Below are 24,183 nucleotides of genomic sequence, written 5' to 3' on the forward strand. Positions count from 1 at the left end.
AAAAGCAAGCTCCCTCGAGACTACCGAGCAGCTGAAAAACCTCTTCATACCAACGGATGAACTCCGAACACCCGAACGGCGGGGGCCTCCCCTAGGGGCTTCTCCGGGGGCCTCAGGGCTGCCGTTCCTGCCACGGCAGGGCCGCGAACATGTCCCGCAGCCGGTGCTTCAGCACCTTCCGCAGGGTCTCGTTGCGCGGCAGCGCGTCCACCACCTCCAACTGCTCGGGGATCTTCTGCGCCATGAGTCCGGCCGCACGCAGGCGCGTTGCGACCTCCGCCAGCGTCGGCGGCTCCACGCCTGGCCTGCGCTCGACCACCGCGCAGACGCGCTCGCCGCGCACGGGGTCGGGCAGGCCGATCACGGCCACGTCGCCCACGCGCGGGTCCTGGTAGAGCAGGTCCTCGATCTCCTTGGCCGAGATGTTCTCCCCCTTGCGGATGATGATGTCCTTCAGCCGCCCCGTCAGCCGGACGTGCCCGTCGGGGCGGACGTGACCCAGGTCACCGGTGCGGAACCAACCGTCCGCGGTGAACGCCTCGGCGGTGAGGTCGGGGTCGGTGTAGCCGCGGCAGACCATCGGGCCGCGCAGCCACATCTCGCCGTCGACCACCCGCACCTCGCAGCCGCGCACCGGGTGGCCCTCGGTGTGCGCCAGCTGCTCGGAGGTGTCGCGCGGGGAGCCCATGCAGATGGCGGGGGCCTCCGTCATGCCGTAGCCGTGGGCCAGCACCACACCCATCTCCTCGGTCACCTCCCGGTACAGCTCCGGCGGCATCGGCGCACCGCCGCCCGAGAGGATCCGCAGGGTGGGCACGAGCCGCTCGCCCGGCGGCAGCTTGCGCTGCTCGGCGAGGAACGCGGAGTAGAACGCGGTGCTGCCGCCGGCCATGGTCACGCCGTTGCGCCGGTACGCCGGCAGCACGTCCGGCAGCGCGAACACCTCCACCAGCAGCGCCGGGAAGCCGTGCACCAGCATGGCCACGAGGTAGTCGGGGCCGCCGATGTGCGCGTAGGGGAAGGCGATCGACCCGACGTCGCCCGGGCTCATGTCCAGGGCGAGCGCGAAGCCGCTGCCGCCCGCGATCAGGGTCCGGTCGGTGTGGCGAGCGCCCTTGGGGGCGGAGGTGATCCCGGAGGTGTAGTAGACCCAGCGCACGGGCGCGTGCGCGTCGTCCAGGTCGGCGCGCGGTGGGGGCGGCAACAGCGACGGGTCGCCGTCGGGGAGGTCGGCGTCGGAGTACAGGACGCGGACGGCGGGCGGCCGCGTCCAGCCCCGGGTCAGCTCCTCGGCCATCTTCACGTAGTCGAAGCCGCGCCAGACGCCGGGCACGAGATAGAGCCGGGCCCGGGACTCGCCCAGGATGTGACCGACCTCCGCACCCCGGTAGATCGCGATGATCGGCGTCTGCACCGCGCCGAGCCGTGACAGCGCGAGCGAGACGAGCACGGTCTCGATCCGGGTCGGCAGCTGCCAGGCCACCGGCGTGCCGTCCTCGATCCCGTGCTCGGCGCGCAGTCCGGCCGCGATCCGCTCGGCCCGGTCGCGCACCTCGCGGTAGCTGAGGCGGCGGTCGGTGTCGCCGGTGTCCGCGGTCGCGGCCTGGATCAGCATGGGCGCGTCCGGCGTCGCCGCGACGCGTTCCTCCAGCAGGGCCCAGAGGCTTCCCGCGTCGGTGATGGTCACGAGTCTCCCCCGTCTCTCCCGGCGGTGGTAAGGGCGCCGATGACGTCGTGCGTGCTGCTCAGCGTGGCGACGAGCGCGAGGGTGTGGGCGAGGACCGCCTCCGCGTACGCGGGCGGGGTCCCGGCGACGGCGTCGGCCGGGATCACCACCTGGAGCCCGGCGTCGACCGCGCCGAAGGTCAGCTCCAGCAGTGCGACGTTGAGCGAGACCCCGGTGACGACGAGCGTGGTCGCCCCCAGATTGCGCAACAGGGACGAGAGCCCTGTGTCCTGGAACGGACCGAGGCCGTGCAGCCGGGAGAGGACGAAGTCGCGTGCGGGGTCCGCGCCGAGCCCCGGGTGCAGCGCCGGGTCGAACGGGGTCGCCGCCCGCGCGGCGGCGGTGAAGAGGCGGGCGTTGGTGTTCGCCCCGCGCCCGTCCGCGCGCCGTTCCGCCGTGCAGTGCACGACGGGCACGCCGAGCCCGCGTGCGGCGGCGCAGAGCCGGGCGACGTTGGCGACCAGCCCCGTCCTCGCGGCTGCCGCGGCGAGCGCGGGGAAGACCGCGTCCTCGCCCAGCACGCTCTGCTGGCACTCGCAGGTGACCACGGCGGTGTGCGCCGGGTCGAGCACATCCGTGAGCACGAAGGCCATCCGGTCCTCACTCGCTTGCCGCTTCAGGGGTCCGTGATTAGTCTGAATCTGACGGACCGTCAGGTAAAGGGTCGCGGAGAGGGAGCCTTGATGGAAAGCTCTGCCGAACTGCCCATGGTGGTGAGCGTCGACGACCACGTGATCGAGCCGGCGCACCTCTTCGAGACCTGGCTGCCGGCCAGGTACCAGGACCGCGGACCCAAGCCGCTGCGCGCGGGCATCGGCCAACTGGAGTACGTCGGCGGCAGGTACCGCATCTCCATGGACCCCGACGGCCCGCCGACCGACTGGTGGATCTACGAGGACTTGCGGTTCCCGTACAAGCGCAACATCGCCGCCGTCGGCTTCGACCGCGACGAGATGACGCTGGAGGGCATCACCCGCGACCAGATGCGCCGCGGCTGCTGGGACCCGAAGGCGCGCCTGGTCGACATGGAGAACAACCACGTCGAGGCGTCCCTCTGCTTCCCCACCTTTCCGCGCTTCTGCGGCCAGACCTTCGCCGAGGCGCACGACAAGGAGGTCGCCCTCGCCTGCGTCCGCGCCTACAACGACTGGATGGTCGAGGAGTGGTGCGGCGACAGCGGCGGCCGCCTCATCCCGCTCTGCCTGATCCCGCTCTGGGACGTGCAGTTGGCCGTCACGGAGATCAAGCGGAACGCGGCGCGGGGCGTGCGGGCGGTCTGCTTCAGCGAGATCCCGACCTACCTGGGCCTGCCCAGCATCCACACCGGCTACTGGGACCCGTTCTTCGCCGAGTGCGAGGCCACCGGGACGGTCGTCTGCATGCACATCGGCTCGTCCTCGCAGATGCCCGCCGCCTCCCCGGACGCCCCTCCGGCGGTGCAGGCCACGCTGAGCTTCAACAACGCGATGGCGTCCATGACGGACTTCCTCTTCAGCGGCGTGCTGGTGCGCTTCCCGCGGCTCAAACTCGCCTACAGCGAGGGCCAGATGGGCTGGATCCCGTACGCCCTGGAGCGCGCGGACGACGTCTGGCGCGAGCACCGCGCCTGGGGCGGGGTCCGCGACCTGATCCCCGAGCCGCCGTCGACGTACTACTACCGGCAGATCTTCGCCTGCTTCTTCCGCGACAAGCACGGGGTCGCCTCACTGGAGACGGTCGGGGTCGACAACGTGACCTTCGAGACGGACTACCCGCACGTGGACTCCACCTGGCCGGAGACCAAGGCCGTGGCGCTGGACCACGTGCAGGGGCTCGCGCCGGACGTGGTCTACAAGATCATGCGCGGGAACGCGATCCGGATGCTGGAACTGGACCTCGACGGGCACCTGCGCTGACCTCGGCCCGACGGGAGGGCACCCATGCAGCTCAGTGACACGCCTGCCGAGGCCGACTTCCGCAGACGGCTCCGGGAGTGGCTCGGCAAGACCCTCCCAGAGCTGCCGCCCGCGCCGGAGCCCGCGGACTGGCCGGGCCGCCGCGCCTACGACACCGCCTGGCAGCGGCGGCTCTTCGACGCCGGATACGCGGGCGTCCACTGGCCCGTGGACGCCGGAGGCCGCGGCGCGACCCCGTCGGAGCACCTGATCTTCCTCGAGGAGACCGAGCTCGCCGGGGCACCCTATGTCGGCGCCAACTTCGTCGGTCTGCTGCACGCGGGGCCGACCGTCGCCGCCGAGGGGACCCCGGAGCAGCGGGCCCGGTTCCTCCCGCCGATCCTGCGCGGGGACGAGGTCTGGTGCCAGGGCTTCAGCGAGCCGGACGCCGGCAGCGACCTCGCCGCCCTGCGCACCCGCGCGGTCCGCGACGGGGACGCGTACGTGGTCACCGGCGGCAAGATCTGGACCTCGCACGCCGAAGTCGCCGACTGGTGCGAGCTGTTGGTCCGCACGGACCCGCAGGCGCCCAAGCACCGGGGCATCACCTGGCTGGCGATGCGGATGGACGCGCCGGGCGTGACCGTGCGCCCGCTGCGCACGCTGGCTGGGACCACGGAGTTCGCCGAACTGTTCCTCGACGAGGTCCGCGTCCCGGTGGGCGACCGGCTCGGCGCGGAGAACGACGGCTGGCGGGTCACCATGGTCACCCTCTCCTTCGAGCGCGGCACCGCCTTCGCCTCCGAGGCGGTGGCCTGCCGGCGCGAGGTGCGCCGACTCGCGCGCGCCGCCCGCGCCGGCGGCGCCTGGGACGACCTCGAACTGCGACGTGAACTCGCCTCGCTGGAAGCCGAGTTCACCGCGCTGTGGCGGCTCGTGCAGTGGAACGTCTCCGAGGCCGCCGCGCGGGGCGTGCCGGGCGCGGGCGGGAGCGTGTTCAAGCTGCGGTTCAGCGAGGCGCGTCAGCGGCTCTACGACACCGCCGCCCGCGTCGTCGGAACCGAGGCGCTGCTGGACGGCCCGTGGACCGCGCAACGGCTCCAGGGCCTCTCCTACACCATCGCCGCGGGCACCTCCCAGATCCAGCGCAACATCGTCGCCCGGCGCATCCTGGGCCTGCCGAAGGGGCGTTGAGGCATGGACTTCCGGCTGACCGAGGACCAGGGGCGGCTCAGGGACGGCCTGCGCCAGGCGTTGACCGACCGCCGGCTCGACTGGGAGGAGCTGACCGGCATCGGGGTCTTCCAGCTCCGGGTGCCGGAGCAGGACGGCGGCCTGGGGCTCGGGCTGCCCGAGGCGGTGCTCGTCTTCGAGGAGGCGGGGCGCGCCGTCCTGTCCGGGCCGCTGGTCGGCACGGAGGTGGCGGCTGCCGTACTGGGCCTGGGCGGCCGGGCCGAGGTGGTCCGCGTCCCGGCGCGGGGGCCGGTCCTCGTCCCGGAGTTGCCCGGGCTGGACCACGTCCTGCTGCTGCGTCCGGACGACTCCCTGGCCGTCCTCCCCGCCGCCGCGTGCGACGCGAGCCCTGCGCCCGCCGTCGACCCGGACCGCCCGCTGTGGCGTCTGGAGGGCGACCTGCCCCCGGGCGAGCGTGCGTCCGCGCCGCAGGCGCGTCGCGTCGCCGCCGACGCCACCCTGCTGACGGCCGCCCTGCAGTCCGGCCTCGCCGCTCGCGCGGTAGCCGAGGCGGTCGCGTACGCGCGCACGCGCGAACAGTTCGGACAGCCGATCGGGGCGTTCCAGGCGGTCCAGCACCTGTGCGCGGACATGCTGGCCCGCGCGGAGCTCGCCCGGGTGGCCGTCTACGCCGCCGCGGTCTCGGGCGACCCGGGGGAGATCGCGGGGGCCAAGCTGCTCGCCGACGAGGCGGCCGTGCGCGGCGCGCGCGACTGCCTGCAGGTTCACGGGGGCATGGGGTTCACCTGGGAGGCGCGGGTGCACCGGCTGCTCAAGCGCGCGTGGGCGTGGGAGCAGGCCGGGGCGGACCGCGACCGCTGCCTGGACGCGCTGGCCACGCACTTGTAGCACTGGTGTCGTAAGGGTGTTTTTGCCGCGACGCCCCTCGGTTTCCGGGCGTCGCGGTCCGGTTCGGTTACGCTCACGGGGGTGCGCAGCAAGCAGTCCGCCCGCAGGGCCGACGTGGTCGCCGACCCGGAGGCCGCCGAGGACAGAACGGCCGGGGCAGTATGCACCCCTGGGTGCCCCCTCGGGTGGAATATGCCCGAAGACCATGCTCCTGGCCCTGAGACCGGATCATCCTTGTACGCATACCTGCCGGTACGCGGCTCGCGCGGCGCTCCGGCCCGGCTGGTCCCGCAAGCACGGGTGGTGTGACAGGTGCAGGTTCAGGCACAGGTGCTTCAAGTGCAGACGGCGGTCCAGGCCGACCCGGCCGAGGTCGGCCGGGCCCGCCGCTGGGCCCGCAGCCGGCTCACCGGCTGCGGCATCGACCTCGACGAGTCCCTCGCCGACACCCTGGTGCTCGTCGTGTCCGAGCTGGTGACCAACGCCGTCGTGCACACCGGCGCACCCGCCGTGCTGCGGCTCGTCTTCCCGGTCGGCCAGGGCGCGGAGCGGCGCCCGGTGCGCGTGGAGGTCACCGACGCGAGCGAGGCGCCGCCCGCGCAGCGCGTCGCCCCGTCCGAGGCGACGGGCGGCCGCGGCCTGGAGCTTGTGAGCGTGCTGACGGACCGCTGGGGCTGGTGCCCCGACGGCAGCGGCAAACGCGTCTGGTGCGAGCTCGTCCCGGAGGAGCAGCCCGCCGCCGCCCCCGCCGCTGCGGTCGGCTGACGGGGACGGCCGGCGGGGACGGCCGAGGGGGACGGCCGACGGCCGACGGTCGGCCGTCGGCCCGGGCGGTTGATCGCCGGGCTCCCCGGGAAGGCCTTCCGCATGAACGTTTCGTCCGTGACGGCGTGGGACGCCGCTGGCACGGCTCGCGCCCTGGAGGGCGCGATCGACCTCGAATGGGCCGAGGACGGGTCCTGGTGCGTGCCGTGGCGGCTCCCCGTCGCGGATCTGGAGCTCCACCACCGCGATCTGGTGCTGGCCGCGATGTCTCCGAGCGGCGTGCGGCTGCGGCTGCGGACGGCCTCCAGGCGGCTGCTGCTGGACGCCGAGTCGGTGCGGCTGCCGGGCGGCCCGGTCTTCGAGGCCTGGTGCGACCTCGCCGTCGACGGCGAGGTCGTGCGGTCCACCGCCCTCGGCGTCGCGGGCGTCGTCTTCAGCGGTCTGCCGCCGGGCACGAAGGACGTCGAGATCGCCCTGCCGATCTGCTCCGCGGTCCGGCTGCGCGGCGTGCGCGCGCTCGACGGGGAGGCGCTGCACCCGCTGCCGGACGACCGGCCGCGCTGGACCGTCTACGGGAGCAGTATCAGCCACGGCTACCAGGCCACCCCGACGCAGACCTGGCCGGCCACCGCCGCAAGCCTGTTGGGCCGCAACCTCACCAACCTCGGCTACGGCGGCGCGTGCCTGCTCGACCCGCTGGTCGGGCGAATGCTGGCAAATCACTCCGCGGAATTCATAACGCTCGAACTCGGTATCAATGTCTACAACTCGGCTGCGCTGCGGGAACGGACCTTTCTGCCCGCCGTGCACGGCCTGTTGGCCGAAATTCGCTCCCGGCAGCCCCGGGTGCCGGTGACCGTTCTCGGTCCGGTGTTCGGCGGAGCGCGGGAGTCCGAACTGGCGGACGGAATGTCCGAGGCCTTCGGCGACCTGACGCTCGACGGTCTGCGGGAGCGCCTGCACGACGCCGTCCAACTCCACCGCAAGCGCGGTGACACGGCGCTGACCTGGCTTGACGGCCGTGAGCTCTGTTCCGCGGCAGACGCCGCGCGTGGCGTGCTGCCGGACGGTCTGCACCCGGACGCGGCCCACCAGCAGGAGATGGGCCGGCGCTATGCGGAGATCGACTTCTCCGGCTGACGCGGCTTGACGCCGACTCGGGTCGCGAACAGATGAAGTCTCAAACAGTACGCAACCAATCCGAATTCCGGACAAGCCATTGACGTGACGTGTCCGCCTGATCACGCTTGGATTCAGCGATTCGTTGCGAGGGGACGCCAAGGGTGCGCCCGGCCTTCACGCTGTCCGCTTCCTTGGCGAGTGCGAATCGCGTCGGCGCTTGTTCAGGGCACGTTGGCGCCGACGGGGGCACCCCCGGCCTCGGGTTCGGGGGCTGGTGGCGGGGCGCCGTGACGCGTGGAGTCATCCGCGCACGGCGTCCCGCCATCCGATTGCCCGTTCGTGACCGCTTCGTGTCGCTGTCCGGCCGTGTTGGCGCACCGCGTCGCCGCACCGGGTTGCCGCACCGCGTCGCCGGGCCGCGCTACTTGACCGCGATCGGCGCCACCGGCGCCCCCACGCCGCCGACGAAGGGCTCGGGCGGGGCCGACAGCAGGAAGGTGTGGACGCCGTCCGCCGCGCAGTCGGCGGCCAGGGCCTCCAGGTTCCAGTTCTGGCCCTGCATCATCCCCATCTCCACCAGATCCAGTGCGTGGACGGGCAGGTAGAGACCGTCGACCTCGGGCGGGAAGGTCTCGAACGTCAGCGTGTCGTTGGCGACCGCCGCGACGTCGCGCGCGTGGAACCACGCCGGACAGCGCAGACCCAGGCCGGGGGAGGGGAAGGCGTAGGCCTCGCGGTCCCCGCCCAGGTAGAACTGCATCTGACCGGTGCGGATCAGCACCACGTCCCCGGCCCGGACGGTCGTGCCGGCCAGGGCCTCGGCGGCGTCCAGGTCCTCGGGGCTGACGACGTGGTCGCCCGGCAGCCGCCCGACCCCGTGCGCGCGGGCCACGTCGAGCAGCACGCCGCGGGTGACCAGCGGGCCGGCCTTCTCGATGCCGGAGCGGGTCGCGCCCTCCTGGGCGTTGATGCTGTCGGCCGGGCGGTTGTTGTAGATCCGGCCGCCGTGGCTGACGTGCCCGAGGCCGTCCCAGTGCGTGGCCGCCTGCAGGCCGAGCATGGCGACGTCGTCGCTGGTGGCGATGGTGCCGGGCCCGAACATCTCGAAGTTCAGCGCCACCATGGTGTGCAGTGGGTTGACCCGGCCCGGGATCATGCCCGTCTGCACGCCCTGCTGCCGCAGCGGCAGGGCCAGGTCGAAGCGTCTGCCGGTGCGGACGCACGCCGCCGCGGCGCGGACCACCTCCGGGGTGATCAGGTTGAGCGTCCCGATCTCGTCGTCGGCGCCCCAGCGTCCCCAGTTGTTGACGCGCTTGGCGATGTCGCGGAACTCGTCGAACTCGGCCGGTGCGGGCACGGTCCCTCGCCTCCTCTTCCCCTGGGAGTTCCCATCGGCAAGAATCTAACGGTCCGTCAGATTCTTGAGGAGGGGTACGGCGTGGCTGAGTTCCTGCGCGGCAAGGTGGTCGCGGTGACCGGCGCCGGACGCGGCATCGGGCGCGCGGTGGCGCTCGCCTGCGCCGCCGAGGGCGCCGCCGTCGTGGTCAACGACTACGGCGTCGGCATCGACGGATCCGCCCCGGCCGGCGAGGTCGCCGACGAGGTGGTCAAGGAGATCGAGGCCGCCGGCGGCCGGGCGGCGGCCGTCGCCGACGACATCGCCACCATGGCGGGCGGCGAACGCGTCGTGCGCACCGCTGTGGAGGCCTTCGGACGGCTGGACGGCGTCGTCTGCGTCGCCGGCATCCTGCGCGAGCGGATGCTGTTCAACATGTCCGAGGAGGAGTGGGACCCGGTCATCGCCACCCACCTCAAGGGCACCTTCACCGTCTTCCGCGCCGCCTCCGCGCTGATGCGCAAGCAGGGCGGCGGCAGCCTCATCGGCTTCACCAGCGGAAACCACCAGGGCTCGGTCAGCCAGGCCAACTACAGCGCCGCCAAGGGCGGCATCATCTCCCTGGTCCGCAGCGCGGCCCTCGGCCTCAACAAGTACGGCGTCACCGCCAACTGCGTCGCCCCCGTCGCCCGCACCCGTATGTCGGCGAACGTCCCGATGGAGCTGAAGGAGATCGGCGAGCCGGAGGACGTGGCCGCGCTCGTGGTCTACCTGCTCTCCGACGCCGCGCGCGAGGTCACCGGGCAGGTCTACACCGTCGCCGGGCCGAAGATCGCCGTCTGGGCCCAGCCGCGTGAACTGCGGGCCATGTACGCCGCGTCGGGCTCCTGGACGCCGGAGCGCATCGCGGACTTCCTGCCCGGCACGGTCGGCGTGGACCCGATGCCGATGCTCCAGCAACTGGAGGCCATGGCGAAGGCGGCCGCCGCGAAGGAGCGTCCCCATGCGTAGAGCGCGGGGAGGGCGGTGATGGACTTCGGCTTCGACGCGGCGGACCAGGAGTTCCGCGGGCGGGCACGCCGCTGGCTCGACGAACGGCTGGGCCCCGGCGGGGCCTTCGCTGACCTCCGCGGCGTCAAGGCGCCCGAGGACGCCGAGCGGCGCCGGGCCTGGGAGCGCGAGCTGGGCGCGGGCGGCTGGATCGGCCTCGGCTGGCCCGAGTCCAGCCTGACCCGGCAGGTCGTCTGGTTCGAGGAGTACGCGCGGGCCGAGGCCCCCGACCCGCTCGGCATCGTCGGCGAGCAACTGCTCGCCCCGACCCTGCTGTTGCACGGGACGGCAGCCCAGCGCGCGCGCTACCTGCCCGGCATCGCCGCCGGAACGGAGATCTGGTGCCAGGGCTACAGCGAACCCGACGCCGGCTCCGACCTCGCGAACCTCCGCACGGCCGCCGAGCCGGCGGCCGAAGGCGCCGGCGACGGCGACGGTGCCGGCGCCACGTGGTGGGTCAGCGGGCAGAAGACCTGGACCTCCCTGTCCCAGTGGGCCGACTGGTGCTTCGTCCTGGCCCGCACCGAGCCCGGCTCGCGGCGTCACGCCGGGCTCAGCGTGCTGCTGGTGCCGATGCACCAGGAGCCGGGCCGGATCGAGGTCCGCCCGATCCGGCAGCTGAACGGTGTCAGCGAGTTCAGCGAGGTCTTCTTCGACCGGGCGCGGGCCGTCGACGTCCTCGGCCCGGTCGGCGAGGGCTGGCGGGTCGCCATGACCCTGCTCTCCTTCGAGCGCGGCGCGGGCATGCTGGGCCGCCAGATCGGCTACCAGCGCGAACTCGACGCCGTCCTGCGGGCGGCGGCGAACTCGGGCGCGGACCGCGACCCCGTCCTGCGGGAGGCGCTGACGCGCCAGTGGGCGGACCTGTGGGTGATGCGCGCCAACGCCCTCCGCACGCTGGGCCGGGCGGAGCCCGGCACGGCGGCGGTGGCGAAGCTGGTGTGGGGCAACTGGCACCAACGGCTCGGGGAGCTGGCGCTCCAGGTCCAGGGCCTCCCAGGCGCGTTCGCCGACGGGCGCGCCCACGACCCGGACGCGTACCCGCTCACCCCGGCCCAGCACACGCTGCTCTTCTCCCGCGCGGACACCATCTACGGCGGCAGCGACCAGATCCAACGCGACATCATCAGCGAAAGAGTCCTCGGGCTCCCCCGGACGACCTAGGGGCGCGGGAACTGCGCGACAAGCCACCCACGTAGGGAGAGCGCCGAACGCGCAGGGCCATCCGCACCGGGTGGTTCCTCGCGCAGTTCCTCGCGCCCCTGAACTCACCGAAGTGAAGGACGTGCGCGTCAATGGCAGAAGCAACCCCGCACCGGCTCTTCATCGCCAATGAATGGCGCGAGGGTGGAGCCGGTGGCTACCCCGTCATCAACCCCGGCACCGAAGGTCTCGTCGGCCACGCGCCCGAAGCGTCCGCAGCCGACGTCGCGGACGCCGTCGCCGCCGCGCGGGCCGCGCAGGCGGTGTGGGCGGCGACCGCGCCAGCGAAACGAGCACTGCTCTTGGAGCGGATCGCCGATCTCGTGATGGAGCACGCGGCCGACTTCGTACCACTGCTCCAAGCCGAGACCGGTGCAACGATCCGTGTCGCCTCGACCATGCAACTGCCCGTCGTCGCCGACCGCTTCCGGCGGTACGCGCGCGGGGCGCTGGAGCCCACCGTCGAGTCGTTGCCCGCCCACCCGGTCGCGGCCACGCCCCTCGCCGCGGGCGGCCTCACCAACGCCGCCGCCGCCCGGCGGCCCGTCGGCGTCGTCGGCTGCATCACCTCCTACAACTTCCCCATCGTCAACCTGGCCGGAAAGCTCGCCCCGGCCCTCGCGATGGGCAACACCGTCGTCGCCAAGCCCGCCCCGCAGGACCCGCTGGCCTGCCTCAAGCTCGGCGAGATCTTCGTCGAGGCGGGCGCGCCCGCCGGGCTGTTCAACGTCGTCACCGACTCCGGCGCGGCCGCCGGCGCCGCCCTCGTCGCCTCGCCCGACGTCGACATGATCAGCTTCACCGGCTCGACCGCCGTCGGCCGCCGCATCGCCAGCGACGGCGGCGCAACCATGAAGCGGCTGCTGATGGAGCTCGGCGGCAAGGGCGCGGCCATCGTCCTGGAGGACGCCGACCTGACCAAGGCGCTCCCGGCGATCGGCTCCACCTGGGCCTTCCACTCGGGCCAGATCTGCACCGCGCCCACCAGGGCGCTCGTGCACCGCTCCCGCTACGACGAGGTGATCGCAGGTCTGACCCGCTTCGCCGCGCGGCTGCCCGTCGGGGACCCGCTGCTGGAGACGACGGTCGTCGGTCCGGTCATCTCCGCCGCGCACCGCGACCGCGTCGAGGGCTACATCACCGGCGCCCTCGCCGAGGGGGCCAGGCTGGTGTTCGGCGGCACCCGCAAGGAGCGCACCCCGGACGCGCCGGAACTGCCCGGCACCGGGTTCTTCGTCGCGCCCACGCTGCTCGCGGACGTGACGCCGCGGATGACGATCGCCCGCGAGGAGGTCTTCGGGCCGGTCGTCGTGGTGATCCCGTTCGGCGACGACGAGGAGGCCCTCGCCATCGCCGACTCCACCGAGTACGGGCTCTACGACTACGTCTTCACCGCCGACACCGCCCGCGCCTACGCGCTCGCCGCGCGCCTGCGCAGCGGCAACGTCGGCATCAACACCGCGCAGCGCCACCCGGAGACGCCCTTCGGGGGCTTCAAGCAGAGCGGCGTCGGCCGCGACGGCGGCTCCTACGGCCTGCACGCCTACAGCGAGCAGCAGGCCGTCGTCTGGCAGTCCTGACAGGGAAGCGAGCAGAGCAGAGAAGAGAGAGCGAGGTTCGGGCAGCATGAAAGGTGTCATCTTCGACGGCAAGGCCCCGCAGGTGGTCCACGACCTGACGGTCCGTGACGCGGGACCGGGCGAGGTCCTGGTGCGGATCGCCGCCGCCGGCCTCTGTCACAGCGACCTGTCGGTGATCGACGGGACCATCCCCTTCCCGGTCCCGGTGGTGCTCGGGCACGAGGGCGCCGGCACGGTCGAGGCGGTCGGCGCGGGCGTCACCCACGTCCGGCCGGGCGACCACGTCGCGCTCTCCACCCTGGCCAACTGCGGAACCTGCCGCGAGTGCGCGCTCGGCCGGCCGACCATGTGCCGCAAGGCGATCGGCATGCCGACGAAGCCGTTCACCCGTGACGGCAGCGGCCAGGAGCTCTACAACTTTGCCTCCACCTCCGTCTTCGCGGAGCGGACGGTGGTCAAGGCGGTCCAGGTGGTGCCGATCGATCCGGAGATCCCGTTCACCTCCGCCGCGCTGATCGGCTGCGGCGTGCTGACCGGGGTCGGCGCGGTGCTGAACCGGGCCCGGGTGGAGACGGGCGACACCGTCGCCGTCATCGGCTGCGGCGGCATCGGCCTCAACGTCATCCAGGGCGCGCGGATCGCTGGCGCCTCGCGGATCGTGGCGATCGATGCCGTCGCTGACAAGGAGGGCATCGCCCGCACCTTCGGCGCGACCGACTTCGTCGACGCGCGCGCCGCCCGGGACACGGTCGCGGCGGTGAAGGCCCTCGTCCCGAACGGCGTGGATCACGCCTTCGAGTGCGTCGGTCCGACCCGGCTCACCCGGCAGGCCATCGACATGTTGGACCGTCACGGCCAGGCAGTCCTGCTGGGCATGCCGGGGGCGGAGGCGGAGGCGTCCTTCCGTCCTGCGGAGCTCTTCCTGGACAAGTCCATCCTCGGCTGCCGTTACGGCTCCTCCCGCCCGCAGCGGGACATCGCCCGCTACGCCCAGCTCTACGCCTCCGGCCGGCTGCTTCTCGACGAACTCGTCACCTGCACCTTCCCGGTGACCGAGTTCGAGGCGGCGGCCGACGCCACGCACACCGGCGCGGTCGCCCGCGCGGTGCTGACGTTCTGAGGCCTGTCGCCTCTTTCGGTCGAGGACGTGCGATCTGCCTGCGGGACGCGCCGCGCCGCTGCATGATCGGTCTGGACACAGACAGGTCGGGCACACCACAGAGCAGACAGGAACGCGCATGAAGATCGCAGTCCTCGGCACGGGCGAGGTCGGCCGCACCCTGGCCACGCGGCTCGCCGGGCTGGACCACCAGGTCACCATGGGTTCGCGGACGGCCGACAACGCCGCGGCCAAGGAGTGGGCGGAGGGCAACGCCGGCGCCCACGGCACCTTCGCCGACGCGGCGGCCGACGCCGACCTGGTCGTCAACGCGACCGGCGGCCTGGTCTCCCTGGCCGTGCTCACCGCGGCGGGCGCGGAGAACCTGCGCGGCAAGGTCGTCGTCGACGTCTCCAACGCGCTCGACTTCTCGGAGGGCTTCCCGCCGAAGATCGTCGCCCCGGACGGCGTCAGCGTCGCCGAGCAGCTGCAGCGCGCCTTTCCGGAGGCCCGGGTGGTGAAGACGCTGAACACCATGAACAACGCCGTCATGGTCGACCCGAGCCGCGTGCCGGGCCACCACAACGTCTTCCTCAGCGGCGACGACGCGGAGGCGAAGGCCGAGGTGAGCGCGCTGCTCCAGGCCTTCGGCTGGGCGGACGACCAGATCCTCGACCTCGGCGACCTCACCAGCGCGCGCTCGGTCGAGCAGCTCGTCGGCCTCTGGGTCCGCCTCTACGGCCTGCTCGGGACGGGGGACTTCAACTTCGCCGTGATGGGGTAGCGCCCCCGGACGCCGGACGCCGGACGCCGGACGCCGGACGCCGGACGCCGGACGCCGGACGCCGGTCGCCGGTCGCCGGTCGCCGGTCGCCGGTCGCCGGTCGCCGGTCGCCGGTCGCCGGTCGCCGCCGGTCGTGGCTGCGCGGGGACCCCGCCCGTGCTGCGCGTGCCTTCGGTCGCGGACGCCGGACGCCGCCGGTCGTGGCCCCGCGCGGGGCCCGCCCGTGCTGCGCGTGCCTTCGGTCGCGGACGCCGTCGCCGCCGGTCGTGGCCCCGCGCAGGTTCGGCCGGGCAGCGCCTGTTGCGCGTCCGCACGGCGGCCGGGAGGGCCGGTGTGCGGACGGCCGGCCGTCAGCCCACCGCGCGGAAGGTTCTGCGGTAGGCCGTCGGGGAGACCCCGAGCACGCTGTGCATGTGCTGCCGCAGGCCCGCCGCGCTGCCGAAGCCGACCTGGTGGGCGATCCGGTCCACCGTCAGCTCGCCCTCCTCCAGCAGCCTGCGGGCCCGGTGCACGCGCTGGACCAGCAGCCACTGCACCGGGCTCTGGCCCGTCTCCTCGCGGAAGCGGCGGGTGAAGGTGCGCACGCTCATCCCGCAGCGCTCGGCGAGCAGGCCGAGCGTGAGGTTGTCCTCGAGGTGGCGCAGCGCGTGGGCACGGGCCGGGGCCGTGCCGGAGGTGCCGACCTCGGGGACGACCATGTCGACGTACTGGGCCTGCCCGCCCTCGCGCCAGGGCGCGACGACGCAGCGGCGGGCGACATGGTTGGCCACGGCGGAGCCGAGGTCGCGGCGGACCATGTGCAGGCACAGGTCGATGCCGGCCGCGACGCCGCCGGACGTCAGCACCTCGCCGTCGTCCGTGAACAGCACGTCGGGGTCGAGCAGGACCTGCGGGAAGAGCCGCCGGAACTGCTCGGTGTAGCGCCAGTGCGTCGTCGCCCGGCGGCCGTCGAGCAGTCCGGCCGCGGCGAGGACGAAGGAGCCGGTGCAGATGGACACCATGCGCGTGCCGGGCCGGACGTGAGCGAGCGCGAGCTCCAACTGGGCGGGCAAGCGGCCCTCGGCGAAGACGGGGCCCAGCTCGAAGGAGGCCGGCACGATCACCGTGTCGGCCTGCGCGAGCAGTTCCGGGCCGTGGTCGATGAGGACCTTGAAATCGGTGCTGGTCTGCACCGGCCCGCCGTCCAGCGAGCAGGTGCGCACCCGGTAGTGGGGCGCGGTGCCCCGTTCGTGCGCGGACTCGAAGATCCGCGACGGCGTCGACAGCTCGAACGCCACCACGCCGTCCAGCGCCAGGACGGCGACCTCGTGCGGGTGCGCGTCCGATGCCGGGGTGCTCAGGGCCATGGCGCCAGCCTCTCTCGTGGCCCGATCTTTGCGCAAGGTGGCCTTCCGGCCACTCGAAGCGGTCCCGGGCCGCCGGGCAAGCTCGGCAGGTGACCGATCAGCCTGCCTCCGCCTCCGCCGCCGACCCCTCCGGCCACACTCCTCCGCACGGGACGCGGGACACACGCGGACCGCGCGCCCCACGCGGACCGCGCGCCCCACGTGGCCCGCGCCTGCACTACGCGTGGATCGTCGCCGCCGTCGCGCTCGTCGTCCTCGTCGGCGCGGCGGGCTTCCGTTCGACGCCCTCCCTCCTGATGGAACCGCTGCACCACGAGTTCGGGTGGTCGCACGGCCTGGTCGGCGCGGCCGTCTCGATCAACATGCTGCTGAACGGCCTCGCCGCCCCGTTCGCCGCCGCGCTGATGGACCGTTTCGGCATCCGGCCGGTGGTCTCCGCCGCGCTCGCGGTGATGGCGCTCGGCGCCGGGGTGACCGTCGTCATGGACCAGCCCTGGGAGCTGCTGCTGGGGTGGGGTTTCCTCGTCGGCCTGGGCTCGGGCTCGATGGCGCTGGCGTTCAGCGCGACCGTCACCAGCCGGTGGTTCGTCGCGCAGCGGGGCCTGGTGACCGGCGTGCTGACGGCGGCGAGCGCGGCGGGCAACCTGGTCTTCCTGCCGGTGCTGGCCTGGCTGGTGCAGCAGTACGGCTGGCGCAGCGCCTCCGTCGCGGTGGCGGTCTGCGCGCTCGCGGTGGTGCCGGTCGTCGCGCTGCTGATGCGGGAGCGCCCGTCCGACCTCGGCCTCCTGCCCTACGGTGCGCCCGAGGACCACGCCGAGCCGGAGGCGCCCGCCGGGCGCGGGCCGCGGGCGCTGCGGGTCCTGCGCGAGGCGTCCCGCAGCCGCGCGTTCTGGCTGCTGACGGGCTCCTTCGCGATCTGCGGGGCGACCACCAACGGCCTGGTCGGCACCCACTTCATCCCGGCCGCGGGCGACCACGGCATGCCGGAGACCGCCGCCGCGTCCCAGCTCGCGCTCGTCGGGGTCTTCGACGTGGTCGGCACGGTCTTCTCCGGCTGGCTCACCGACCGGCTGGACTCGCGCCGACTGCTCGGCGTCTACTACCTGCTGCGCGGGGCATCGCTGCTGGTGCTGCCCGTGCTGTTCGCCAGGACCGTGCACCCGAGCATGGTCGTCTTCATCATGTTCTACGGCCTGGACTGGGTGGCTACGGTGCCTCCCACGGTCGCGCTGTGCCGGGAGTGGTTCGGCGAGGACGCCCCGGTCGTCTTCGGCTGGGTGCTCAGCGGCCACCAGATCGGCGCGGCGGTCGTCGCCGCCGTCGCCGGGGTGATCCGCGACCAGCTCGGCAGCTACGACCTGGCCTGGTACGGCGCCGGGGCGCTGTGCGCGGTCGCGGCGGTCTGCTCGTTGCTGCTGCGCAAGCCGGCGGCCGGCGACCCCGTCGTGCTCAGCCCCGCGGTTCCCGCAACTGCCTGAAGCCGCTGCGGTAGAAGACCAGCGGCCCGGCCTCCCCGCCGCGCGGTGCGGCGAGTTCACGGACGCGGCCGAGCACGATCAGGTGGTCCCCGCCGGTGTGCACAGCGTGGATGGTGCAGTCCACCCACGCCAGCGCGCCCTCCAGTCGGGGCGAACCCGTCGCGGGCGCGGCCTCCCAGGCCACTCCGGCGAACTTGTCCGCGCCGGTCGACGCGCTGACCGCGAACGACCGGCACAGCCCACCCTGGTCCTCGGCCAGCACGTTCACGCAGAACGCCCCAGTGCGGGCGATCCGCGGCCAACTGGAGGAGGTGCGGGCGACGTTGAAGCAGATCAGGGGCGGGTCGAGGGAGAGCGAGGCGAAGGACTGGCAGGCGAATCCCACCGGCTGCCCGTCCTCGGCGGCGGCGGTGATGACCGTCACCCCGGTGGCGAAGTGCCCGAGCGTGTCCCGCAGCGCCCGCGCGTCCGCGTCCGCCTGGAGCTCCGGCTTCGCGACAGCCTCGGCCACGACGGGCGCGACGCTCAACGGCGCACCCGCCGCCCGCAGGTAGCGGACGGCCGCGACCGCCATTCCTTCGTGGCCCATGGGTTCGCTCCTCCGGCTGTGGTCCTGTCAATTGAATCTGATGATTTGTCAGAGCGGAAGCCGAGTCCCGGAAGTAGCGGCGATGCCTCTACCGTCCCTCGAACCCGGCCTCGCGCCGCTCCACGAAGGCCCGGACGCCTTCCTGCGCGTCGAACGTCGTCATGTTGATCTCCTGGGCCGTCGCCTCCGCCGCGAAACAGGAGGCGCGGTCCGCGTCCAGGGACGCGTTGACCAGCGCCTTCGTCAGCGCGTAGGCGCGCGTCGGGCCGGCGGCGAGGCGTTCGGACCACTCCGCCACCGCCTTCTCCAGCTCCCGGCCGGGCACCACCCGGTTGACCAGCCCCAGGCGTTCGGCGTCCACCGCGCGGACCTTGTCACCGAAGAACAGCAGCTCCTTGGCCCGCTGCAGGCCCACCAGGCGCGGCAGCAGCCAGGCCGCGCCACCGTCCGGGACCAGGCCGCGCTTGCCGAAGACCTGCACCAGGGAGGCTTCCTCGGCGGCGACGACCAGGTCGCATGCCAGGGCCAGTTGGACGCCGACCCCGGCCGCCACGCCGTTCAGCGCGCACAGCACCGGCTTCTCGCAGTCCAGTACGGCCGTGATCATGCGCTGCACCCCGTGCCGCAGCATCCGCGCGACATCCCCGGCCACCGGGGGAGCGGCGGCTCCGCCCGCCGTGCGGCTCGTGCCACCGCTCAGATCCGCGCCGGAGCAGAACGCCCGGCCCGCGCCGGTCAGGACCACGACCCGCACGGACCGGTCGGCCGAGGCCTCGTCGAGCGCGGCGATCAGCCGCTCGCGCAGCTCGGCCGTGACGGCGTTGAGCGCCCCGGGACGGTTCAGCGTCAGCCGCCGCACCCCGGGCGCGGCGTCCTGCACCAGCAGCACCGCGTCGCCGCTCATCGGCACACCGCCAGGGCGTCCAGGGCCACGACTCCCTTGCCCCGCTCCAGCACCACCAGCGGGTTGATGTCCAGCTCCGCCAGCTGATCTCCCAGGTCGAGCGCCATGCGCTGGACCCGCAGCACCACCTCGACCAGCGCCTCCACGTCCATCGGCGGCAGCCCGCGCACACCGTCCAGCAACGGGCGACATCGCAGCCGGGCCAGCGCGGCGCGGACGTCGGCGGCCCCGAACGGCGGGACCAGCACCGTGGTGTCCCGCATCACCTCGACGAACACCCCGCCCATGCCGACCGTCACCGTCGGCCCGAACACCGCGTCGTCCGTGACGCCGACGACCATCTCGACGCCGGCCTCGACCATCTGGCAGACCAGCACGCCGTCGAGTCTCGGGATGCCGCCCGCTCGCGCGTTCTCCGTCAACTCCCGGAACGCCTCCCGCACCTGGCTCGCACTGGTCAACCCGACCTTCACCAGGCCCAGCTCGGTCTTGTGCGCGACGCCCGGCGCGGAGCCCTTGAGCACCACCGGATACCCGACCACCCCGGCCGCCCGCACCGCGCCGGCCGCGCTCGTCACCAACTGCTCGCGCGGCACCCGGATGCCGTAGGAGCGCAGCAACTGCTTGGCGGCGAACTCGCTCAGCTTCTCGCCCTTGTGGAACAGCCGCTGCGCCTTCGCCTTTCCGGCACAGGGCTCGCGCGGGGCCTCGTCGAAGGGGGAGCGGTAGGAGCGCGCGAACTCGTGGTGCCGCAGGTAGGCGGAGACGGCGCGGACGCAGTTGCCGAAGGTGCGGAAGACGGCGACCCGGGAGGAGCCGAGCAGCGTCTCCCGGTAGGCGGTCTCGGTCCCGACCGGCGAGCCCCAGATGACGCAGACCAGCTTGTCCGTGGTCTCGGCGACCGCGACCAGGTCCTCGGCCAGCTTGTCGCTCATCGGCGGGAACGGCCCGGTGATCGGGCAGATGAGGACGCCCACGTCCGGGTCGTCCAGGAGCGCGTCGAGGATCTTGCGGCCGCGCCAGTCGCCCACCGGGTGGCCGCCGTTGTCGACGGGGTTGGCCACGCTCAGGTAGTCGGGGATCCACTGGTGCAGCTCGTCCTGCTTGGCCTGGGAGAGCCGCGGCAGGGTCAGCCCGCTCGCCGAGGCCATGTCGGCGAGGTGGGCGCCCGTCCCGCCGGAGATGGAGTAGACGACCACGCCGGGCGCCTTCGGCGGCCTAGCCCGCGCCAGCAGGGCCGCGGTGTCCTGCAGTTCGTCCAGCCCCTCGACGCGGATCACGCCGAACTGGCGGAAGGCCGCGTCCACCACGTCGTCCGCGCCGGTCAGCTTGCCGGTATGGGACTGGGCCATCCGCGCGCCCTCGTCGGTGCGGCCGACCTTGACCGCGACCACCGGGACGCCGCGTCTGGCCGCGTGGTCCGCCGCGAGCAGGAACGCCCGGCCGTCCTTGATGCCCTCGATGTAGGCGGCGATCGCGCCGATCTCGGGCTGGTCGGCGAACCACTGCATGAAGTCGGCGACCTCCAGGTCCGCCTCGTTCCCCGTCGGCGCCCAGTGGCTCAGCCGGATGCCGAGCTCCTGCAGCGTGAACAGCGGCCGGCCCTGGTGGCCTGACTGGGTGATCAGCGCGATGGCCGGCCCGGTCAGGTCGTCGCGGAACCGCTCGAACGCGTTGAGGTTGGTGTTGGGGCCGAGCAGCCGCAGGCCGGTCGGCGCGTCCGCGACCAAGCTCTCCAGCCGCCGCTGCGCCTGGCGCCCGCTCTCGCCGGTCTCCGCGAAGCCGGAGGCGAAGGCGACGGCGAACTTGACCTTCGCCTCGATCAGCTGTGGCACGACGGCCGCGGGATCGGCGAGCAGGATCACGGCCAGGTCGATCGGGTCCGCGTCCGGGTCGGCCGGGATGGCGGCGAGGTCCGGGTAGCAGGGCAGGCCGTCGACCTGTTCCCGCCCGGGGTTGACCGGGTACATGCGCGCGCCCACCCGCTCCGACCAGGCCCGCAGCTGCCGGGTGATCCCGGTGTTGGGCCGGCCCGGGGTGTCGGACGCGCCGACGACGGCGACGGACGCGGGCCGGAAGAAGCGGTCCAGGTCCACCGCCCGCGGACGGAGCGGCCGTCCGCTCGCGTCGGTCACGGTGTCCGTCTCCCGCATGGCGCGCCTCCGATCCGGTCTGTCCCGCTCTCTAGAATCTGACGTACCATCAGATTACTGTCGGCAGAGCTCCGCAGGAAGACGGCAAACTGACGGGGCGTCAGCCAAATGTTTCCTTCCGCGCCACCGGCGCGTCACCGGACGGGGAGGCCGCACGTGCAGACGGTGCACACCTACGGACTGTCGGCGGCCCAGTGGTTCGCGGTGCTGCGGATCGGGCTCGGTCTGTGGTGGCTGGAGAGCTGGCGCCACAAGGACAAGAAGGGCTGGCTGCAGCGGTCCTCCGGCATCGAGTGGGCCAAGGGCGTCGCCTCCCGCCACCGCTGGGCCTCGGTCCGGGACTGCTTCGACCGCGTGGTCGCGCCCCGTCCGCGGCTGATGGCCTACGTCGTCGTCTTCGCCGAACTCGCCCTCGGTCTCGGCCTCACCCTCGGGCTGCTCAGTCCGATCGCGCTCGCGGCAGGGCTGTTGCTCAACCTCCTCTACTTCGTCCTGATGATCCATGACTGGGCCGAGCAGGGACAGAACCTGATGATGGCGCTCATCTCGCTGGTCAGCCTGCTCGCCGCGAGCTGGCAGTGCTGGTCGCTCGACCGGGCCTTCCATCTCTTCGGCGCGTGAGCCGAGCGCGTGCGAGCCGCAGCTGTCCGCATCGACCGATCGACGGAGGCGCCTGATGCCCACCCCCCGCACCGACCTCCCCGAGCAGGACGCCTTCACCCAACCCTTCTGGGATGCCGCCGCCGAGGGCCGGCTCCTGCTACGCCGCTGCCAGGCCTGCGGACGTGCGCACCACTATCCGCGCGAGTTCTGCCCGCTGTGCTGGAGTGAGGACGTCTCCTGGGAGCAGGCGAGTGGCCGGGCCACCCTCTACACCTGGTCCGTCGTCCACGCCAACGACCTGCCGCCCTTCCGCGACCGGCTCCCCTATGTCGCCGCCGTCGTGGAGTTGGCCGAGGGGCCGCGCATGATGACCACGATCGTGGACTGCGATCCGACGCTGCTTCAGGTGGATATGGAGCTTGTTGCCGACTTTGTCGCTTTTGCAGGAGAAGGCGAACCAGGTCCCCCGGTGCCCGTGTTTCGTCCGACGGATCGTCGGGCCCCGTCAGGGCCGTAGAAGACACGCCCACCCGGTAGCCTGACGCTGTGTGGATCCTGTGACCTTAGACACATCGGGTGATCCGTGTGCTGACGGCACGTGGTTGCAGGCAGTGCCCGGTCGCCCTTGGCGGACGGGCGTGTCGCGGGCTGAACGGCGCTCAGAAACCGGCGGCCCCAGACACGCCGATGCCCTCCACGATCACTCGATGGGGGTAGCGTGACGGCCGTGACGCCTGCACAGCAAGGTGCGGGCGGAGGGACTGAGAGGTGGAGGCCTGCGGCTCAGCTGCCCGCGTCATGTCGACCACCTGCGAGGATCCAGTTATGTCCAGCCACGCCCGACCCGGCTCCGCGCCCCGACCCGCCACCACGCCGCACCCCGACGGGCCCCACGACGGGCACGCCGTCTACGGCGACGCCGCGTTCATCGACGCGGCCTACGGTGACACGGCCTTCGGTGACGCTGCGTGCGGTGAAGCTGCGTACGGCGATGCGGCGTACCGCGACGCGGCGTACCGCGATGCCGCGTACGGCGATGTGGCCGGAGGCTCCGGCGGCGAGTGGACCTCGGGCGGTCAGCGGGCGTCCGGCGCCCAGCGTGTGGCAGCCCGCCACGACGTGGCCGACTCCCCTCGGCAGAGCCGCGCCCAGGCGCGCGCCGCGGTCCGTGCCCAGGCGCGGCGCAAGCGTCTGAAGCGCACCAGCTTCCTCGGCGTCGGCTCGGTCGCGGCCGTCGCGGTGATAGCGGTGGCCGGGTTCGTGAACCCGCACCACGACGCGAAGTCCGGCACGCAGGCGGACTCCTCGGCCGTCCCCGTGGCCGGGCGCACCGGCAACGGCGACGCCTCCCGCTCGGTCGACCGGGCCACCCCCGCGGCTGAGGTCAGGCAACTGCCGGGGCTCGGACCGGGCTTCCTCGCCAAGGTGCCGGCCGACGCACAGCAGGTGCTGCTGGTGACCGGCAGCGGCAGGAGCCAGAACACCGGCACGGCCGTCCTCTACACCCGCACCGCCGCGGGCGGCTGGATGCCCGGCCCGACCTGGGCGGCCCGCAACGCCAAGGACGGCTGGACGACCGACCACCAGGCGGGCGACCTGCACAGCCCGATCGGAGTCTTCTCGCTGACCGACGCCGGCGGTCTCGACGCGAACCCGGGCACCAAGCTGCCCTACACGCACTCCTCCGCGTTCCAGGCGCCGGGCACCGGCTTCGAGGGCGAGTCGCTGGCGGACGCGTTCGACTACGTCGTCGCCATCAACTACAACCACGTCCCCGGCACCTCCCCGCTGAGCGCGGAGCGCCCGATGGGGGCCTCGCGCGGCGGCGGCATCTGGGTCCACGTCGACCACGGCGGCCCGACGCACGGCTGCGTCGCGCTGGCCAAGGCGGACATGCGGGCGCTGCTGCAGGCGCTGGACCCGTCCAAGCACCCGGTCATCGTGATGGGTGACGCCTCCTCGCTCGCACAGTGACGCGAACGTCGCACGTTGTGAGGGTTTGTCCGAGATCTACAGCTCCCATCGGTGGATCCTGTGCCAAGCCTCTCCGGGAGACCCATCGGTAATCAGCTTGAGTGGGAGCCATGACAGGTTCCCGCATCGTCGCGTTGGGTCACTACCAGCCGTCCAAGGTCCTCACCAACGACGATCTCGCGTCGCTGGTCGACACGAGCGACGAGTGGATCACTTCGCGGGTGGGCATCCGTCGGCGGCACATCGCGGCCCCCGACGAGACGGTCGCCGACATGGCCTCCCGCGCCGCCGCCAAGGCGCTGGCCGCCAGCGGCTTCGATCCGCAGAGCGTGGACCTGGTCGTCGTCGCCACCTGCACCGCGATCGACCGCAGCCCCAACACCGCCGCCCAGGTCGCCGCGCGCCTCGGCATCCCGACCCCGGCGGCGTACGACGTGAACACCGTCTGCTCGGGCTTCTCCTACGCGCTCGCCACCGCCGACCACGCGGTGCGCGCGGGCGCGGCCCGCCGCGCG

General features: G+C 73.0%; 22 protein-coding genes. 15 read left to right on the forward strand and 7 right to left on the reverse strand.

Features of this window, described 5'->3' with window-relative positions; all coding sequences use genetic code 11:
- Positions 1–112 precede the first annotated feature (112 nt).
- Complete coding sequence (locus TR48_RS06735; protein ID WP_042364973.1) at positions 113–1,687, reverse strand: class I adenylate-forming enzyme family protein; 1,575 nt, start codon at positions 1,685–1,687, stop codon at positions 113–115.
- Positions 1,684–2,319 carry an isochorismatase family protein gene (locus TR48_RS06740; protein ID WP_042364974.1) on the reverse strand — a complete coding sequence of 212 codons (636 nt, stop codon included), beginning with the start codon at positions 2,317–2,319 and terminating at the stop codon, positions 1,684–1,686. The genes TR48_RS06735 and TR48_RS06740 overlap by 4 nt, the downstream gene beginning before the upstream one ends.
- 90 nt (positions 2,320–2,409) lie before the next feature.
- Here TR48_RS06740 and TR48_RS06745 point away from each other — a divergent pair, with 90 nt between their 5' ends.
- From TR48_RS06745 to TR48_RS06765, 5 genes are all read left to right on the forward strand, one after another.
- On the forward strand, positions 2,410–3,621 hold the full coding sequence (locus tag TR48_RS06745; protein ID WP_042364975.1) for an amidohydrolase family protein: 1,212 nt from the start codon (positions 2,410–2,412) through the stop codon (positions 3,619–3,621).
- Between the two features lie 24 nt (positions 3,622–3,645).
- Complete coding sequence (locus TR48_RS06750; protein WP_042364976.1) at positions 3,646–4,794, forward strand: acyl-CoA dehydrogenase family protein; 1,149 nt, start codon at positions 3,646–3,648, stop codon at positions 4,792–4,794.
- 3 nt (positions 4,795–4,797) lie between these two features.
- Positions 4,798–5,682, forward strand: a complete 885-nt coding sequence (locus TR48_RS06755) for an acyl-CoA dehydrogenase family protein (protein ID WP_042364977.1) — start codon at positions 4,798–4,800, stop codon at positions 5,680–5,682.
- Positions 5,683–6,012: 330 nt separating this feature from the next.
- Positions 6,013–6,447, forward strand: coding sequence for an ATP-binding protein (locus tag TR48_RS06760; protein ID WP_084728934.1), 435 nt, complete (start codon positions 6,013–6,015; stop codon positions 6,445–6,447).
- Between the two features lie 102 nt (positions 6,448–6,549).
- The gene (locus TR48_RS06765) at positions 6,550–7,587 is read left to right on the forward strand and encodes a GDSL-type esterase/lipase family protein (RefSeq protein ID WP_042364979.1); all 1,038 of its coding nucleotides are present in this window, start codon (positions 6,550–6,552) and stop codon (positions 7,585–7,587) included.
- A 403-nt stretch (positions 7,588–7,990) separates the two neighbouring features.
- Here TR48_RS06765 and TR48_RS06770 read toward each other — a convergent pair whose 3' ends face one another.
- Complete coding sequence (locus TR48_RS06770) at positions 7,991–8,926, reverse strand: cyclase family protein (RefSeq protein ID WP_042364980.1); 936 nt, start codon at positions 8,924–8,926, stop codon at positions 7,991–7,993.
- Positions 8,927–9,007: 81 nt separating this feature from the next.
- Between TR48_RS06770 and TR48_RS06775 the strand changes: the two genes are divergently transcribed.
- The 5 genes from TR48_RS06775 to TR48_RS06795 all read left to right on the forward strand — a co-directional run bounded on the left by TR48_RS06775 (position 9,008) and on the right by TR48_RS06795 (position 14,621).
- Complete coding sequence (locus tag TR48_RS06775) at positions 9,008–9,916, forward strand: SDR family oxidoreductase (protein WP_042364981.1); 909 nt, start codon at positions 9,008–9,010, stop codon at positions 9,914–9,916.
- Between the two features lie 18 nt (positions 9,917–9,934).
- Positions 9,935–11,119, forward strand: a complete 1,185-nt coding sequence (locus TR48_RS06780; RefSeq protein WP_042364982.1) for an acyl-CoA dehydrogenase family protein — start codon at positions 9,935–9,937, stop codon at positions 11,117–11,119.
- 131 nt (positions 11,120–11,250) lie between these two features.
- Positions 11,251–12,738 carry an aldehyde dehydrogenase family protein gene (locus TR48_RS06785; protein WP_042364983.1) on the forward strand — a complete coding sequence of 496 codons (1,488 nt, stop codon included), beginning with the start codon at positions 11,251–11,253 and terminating at the stop codon, positions 12,736–12,738.
- A 46-nt stretch (positions 12,739–12,784) separates the two neighbouring features.
- Entirely contained in the window at positions 12,785–13,858 is a 1,074-nt protein-coding gene (locus tag TR48_RS06790) for a Zn-dependent alcohol dehydrogenase (protein ID WP_042364984.1), read from the forward strand.
- A gap of 118 nt (positions 13,859–13,976) precedes the next feature.
- On the forward strand, positions 13,977–14,621 hold the full coding sequence (locus tag TR48_RS06795) for an NADPH-dependent F420 reductase (protein WP_042364985.1): 645 nt from the start codon (positions 13,977–13,979) through the stop codon (positions 14,619–14,621).
- Between the two features lie 350 nt (positions 14,622–14,971).
- On the opposite strand, the gene TR48_RS06800 is transcribed toward TR48_RS06795, so the two are convergent.
- Entirely contained in the window at positions 14,972–15,967 is a 996-nt protein-coding gene (locus tag TR48_RS06800; protein ID WP_042364986.1) for a GlxA family transcriptional regulator, read from the reverse strand.
- 89 nt (positions 15,968–16,056) lie between these two features.
- Between TR48_RS06800 and TR48_RS06805 the strand changes: the two genes are divergently transcribed.
- Positions 16,057–17,445: an MFS transporter gene (locus TR48_RS06805; RefSeq protein ID WP_439654443.1), complete on the forward strand. Its 1,389-nt coding sequence runs from the start codon at positions 16,057–16,059 to the stop codon at positions 17,443–17,445.
- On the opposite strand, the gene TR48_RS06810 is transcribed toward TR48_RS06805, so the two are convergent.
- From TR48_RS06810 to TR48_RS06820, 3 genes are all read right to left on the reverse strand, one after another.
- Complete coding sequence (locus TR48_RS06810; protein ID WP_236652040.1) at positions 17,417–18,034, reverse strand: flavin reductase family protein; 618 nt, start codon at positions 18,032–18,034, stop codon at positions 17,417–17,419. The genes TR48_RS06805 and TR48_RS06810 overlap by 29 nt on opposite strands.
- A gap of 88 nt (positions 18,035–18,122) precedes the next feature.
- The gene (locus TR48_RS06815; protein WP_042364988.1) at positions 18,123–18,938 is read right to left on the reverse strand and encodes an enoyl-CoA hydratase/isomerase family protein; all 816 of its coding nucleotides are present in this window, start codon (positions 18,936–18,938) and stop codon (positions 18,123–18,125) included.
- Positions 18,935–21,091: an acetate--CoA ligase family protein gene (locus tag TR48_RS06820; protein WP_042364989.1), complete on the reverse strand. Its 2,157-nt coding sequence runs from the start codon at positions 21,089–21,091 to the stop codon at positions 18,935–18,937. The genes TR48_RS06815 and TR48_RS06820 overlap by 4 nt, the downstream gene beginning before the upstream one ends.
- Positions 21,092–21,256: 165 nt before the next feature.
- On the opposite strand from TR48_RS06820, the gene TR48_RS06825 reads away from it, so the two are divergent.
- The 4 genes from TR48_RS06825 to TR48_RS06840 all read left to right on the forward strand — a co-directional run.
- Positions 21,257–21,712 carry a DoxX family membrane protein gene (locus TR48_RS06825; protein ID WP_042365047.1) on the forward strand — a complete coding sequence of 152 codons (456 nt, stop codon included), beginning with the start codon at positions 21,257–21,259 and terminating at the stop codon, positions 21,710–21,712.
- A 55-nt stretch (positions 21,713–21,767) separates the two neighbouring features.
- A complete protein-coding gene (locus TR48_RS06830; protein WP_042364990.1) occupies positions 21,768–22,211 on the forward strand; it encodes a Zn-ribbon domain-containing OB-fold protein in 444 nt (147 codons plus the stop codon).
- 308 nt (positions 22,212–22,519) lie between these two features.
- A complete protein-coding gene (locus tag TR48_RS44905) occupies positions 22,520–23,668 on the forward strand; it encodes a L,D-transpeptidase family protein (protein WP_052442449.1) in 1,149 nt (382 codons plus the stop codon).
- Positions 23,669–23,778: 110 nt separating this feature from the next.
- A partial coding sequence (locus tag TR48_RS06840) for a thiolase family protein (RefSeq protein WP_042364991.1) occupies positions 23,779–24,183 on the forward strand: 405 nt, incomplete at its 3' end.

The organism is Streptacidiphilus neutrinimicus, from assembly GCF_000787815.1.
Taxonomy (GTDB): domain Bacteria; phylum Actinomycetota; class Actinomycetes; order Streptomycetales; family Streptomycetaceae; genus Streptacidiphilus; species Streptacidiphilus neutrinimicus.

Excerpts from the sequence above, each read along its gene's own strand:
- TR48_RS06740 (WP_042364974.1), bottom strand. The coding sequence starts at position 2,319 with ATGGCCTTCGTGCTCACGGATGTGCTCGACCCGGCGCACACCGCCGTG.
- TR48_RS06745 (WP_042364975.1), top strand. The coding sequence starts at position 2,410 with ATGGAAAGCTCTGCCGAACTGCCCATGGTGGTGAGCGTCGACGACCAC.
- TR48_RS06750 (WP_042364976.1), top strand. The coding sequence starts at position 3,646 with ATGCAGCTCAGTGACACGCCTGCCGAGGCCGACTTCCGCAGACGGCTC.
- TR48_RS06755 (WP_042364977.1), top strand. The coding sequence starts at position 4,798 with ATGGACTTCCGGCTGACCGAGGACCAGGGGCGGCTCAGGGACGGCCTG.
- TR48_RS06765 (WP_042364979.1), top strand. The coding sequence starts at position 6,550 with ATGAACGTTTCGTCCGTGACGGCGTGGGACGCCGCTGGCACGGCTCGC.
- TR48_RS06780 (WP_042364982.1), top strand. The coding sequence starts at position 9,935 with ATGGACTTCGGCTTCGACGCGGCGGACCAGGAGTTCCGCGGGCGGGCA.
- TR48_RS06785 (WP_042364983.1), top strand. The coding sequence starts at position 11,251 with ATGGCAGAAGCAACCCCGCACCGGCTCTTCATCGCCAATGAATGGCGC.
- TR48_RS06790 (WP_042364984.1), top strand. The coding sequence starts at position 12,785 with ATGAAAGGTGTCATCTTCGACGGCAAGGCCCCGCAGGTGGTCCACGAC.
- TR48_RS06795 (WP_042364985.1), top strand. The coding sequence starts at position 13,977 with ATGAAGATCGCAGTCCTCGGCACGGGCGAGGTCGGCCGCACCCTGGCC.
- TR48_RS06800 (WP_042364986.1), bottom strand. The coding sequence starts at position 15,967 with ATGGCCCTGAGCACCCCGGCATCGGACGCGCACCCGCACGAGGTCGCC.
- TR48_RS06810 (WP_236652040.1), bottom strand. The coding sequence starts at position 18,034 with ATGGGCCACGAAGGAATGGCGGTCGCGGCCGTCCGCTACCTGCGGGCG.
- TR48_RS06815 (WP_042364988.1), bottom strand. The coding sequence starts at position 18,938 with ATGAGCGGCGACGCGGTGCTGCTGGTGCAGGACGCCGCGCCCGGGGTG.
- TR48_RS06820 (WP_042364989.1), bottom strand. The coding sequence starts at position 21,091 with ATGCGGGAGACGGACACCGTGACCGACGCGAGCGGACGGCCGCTCCGT.
- TR48_RS06830 (WP_042364990.1), top strand. The coding sequence starts at position 21,768 with ATGCCCACCCCCCGCACCGACCTCCCCGAGCAGGACGCCTTCACCCAA.
- TR48_RS44905 (WP_052442449.1), top strand. The coding sequence starts at position 22,520 with ATGTCCAGCCACGCCCGACCCGGCTCCGCGCCCCGACCCGCCACCACG.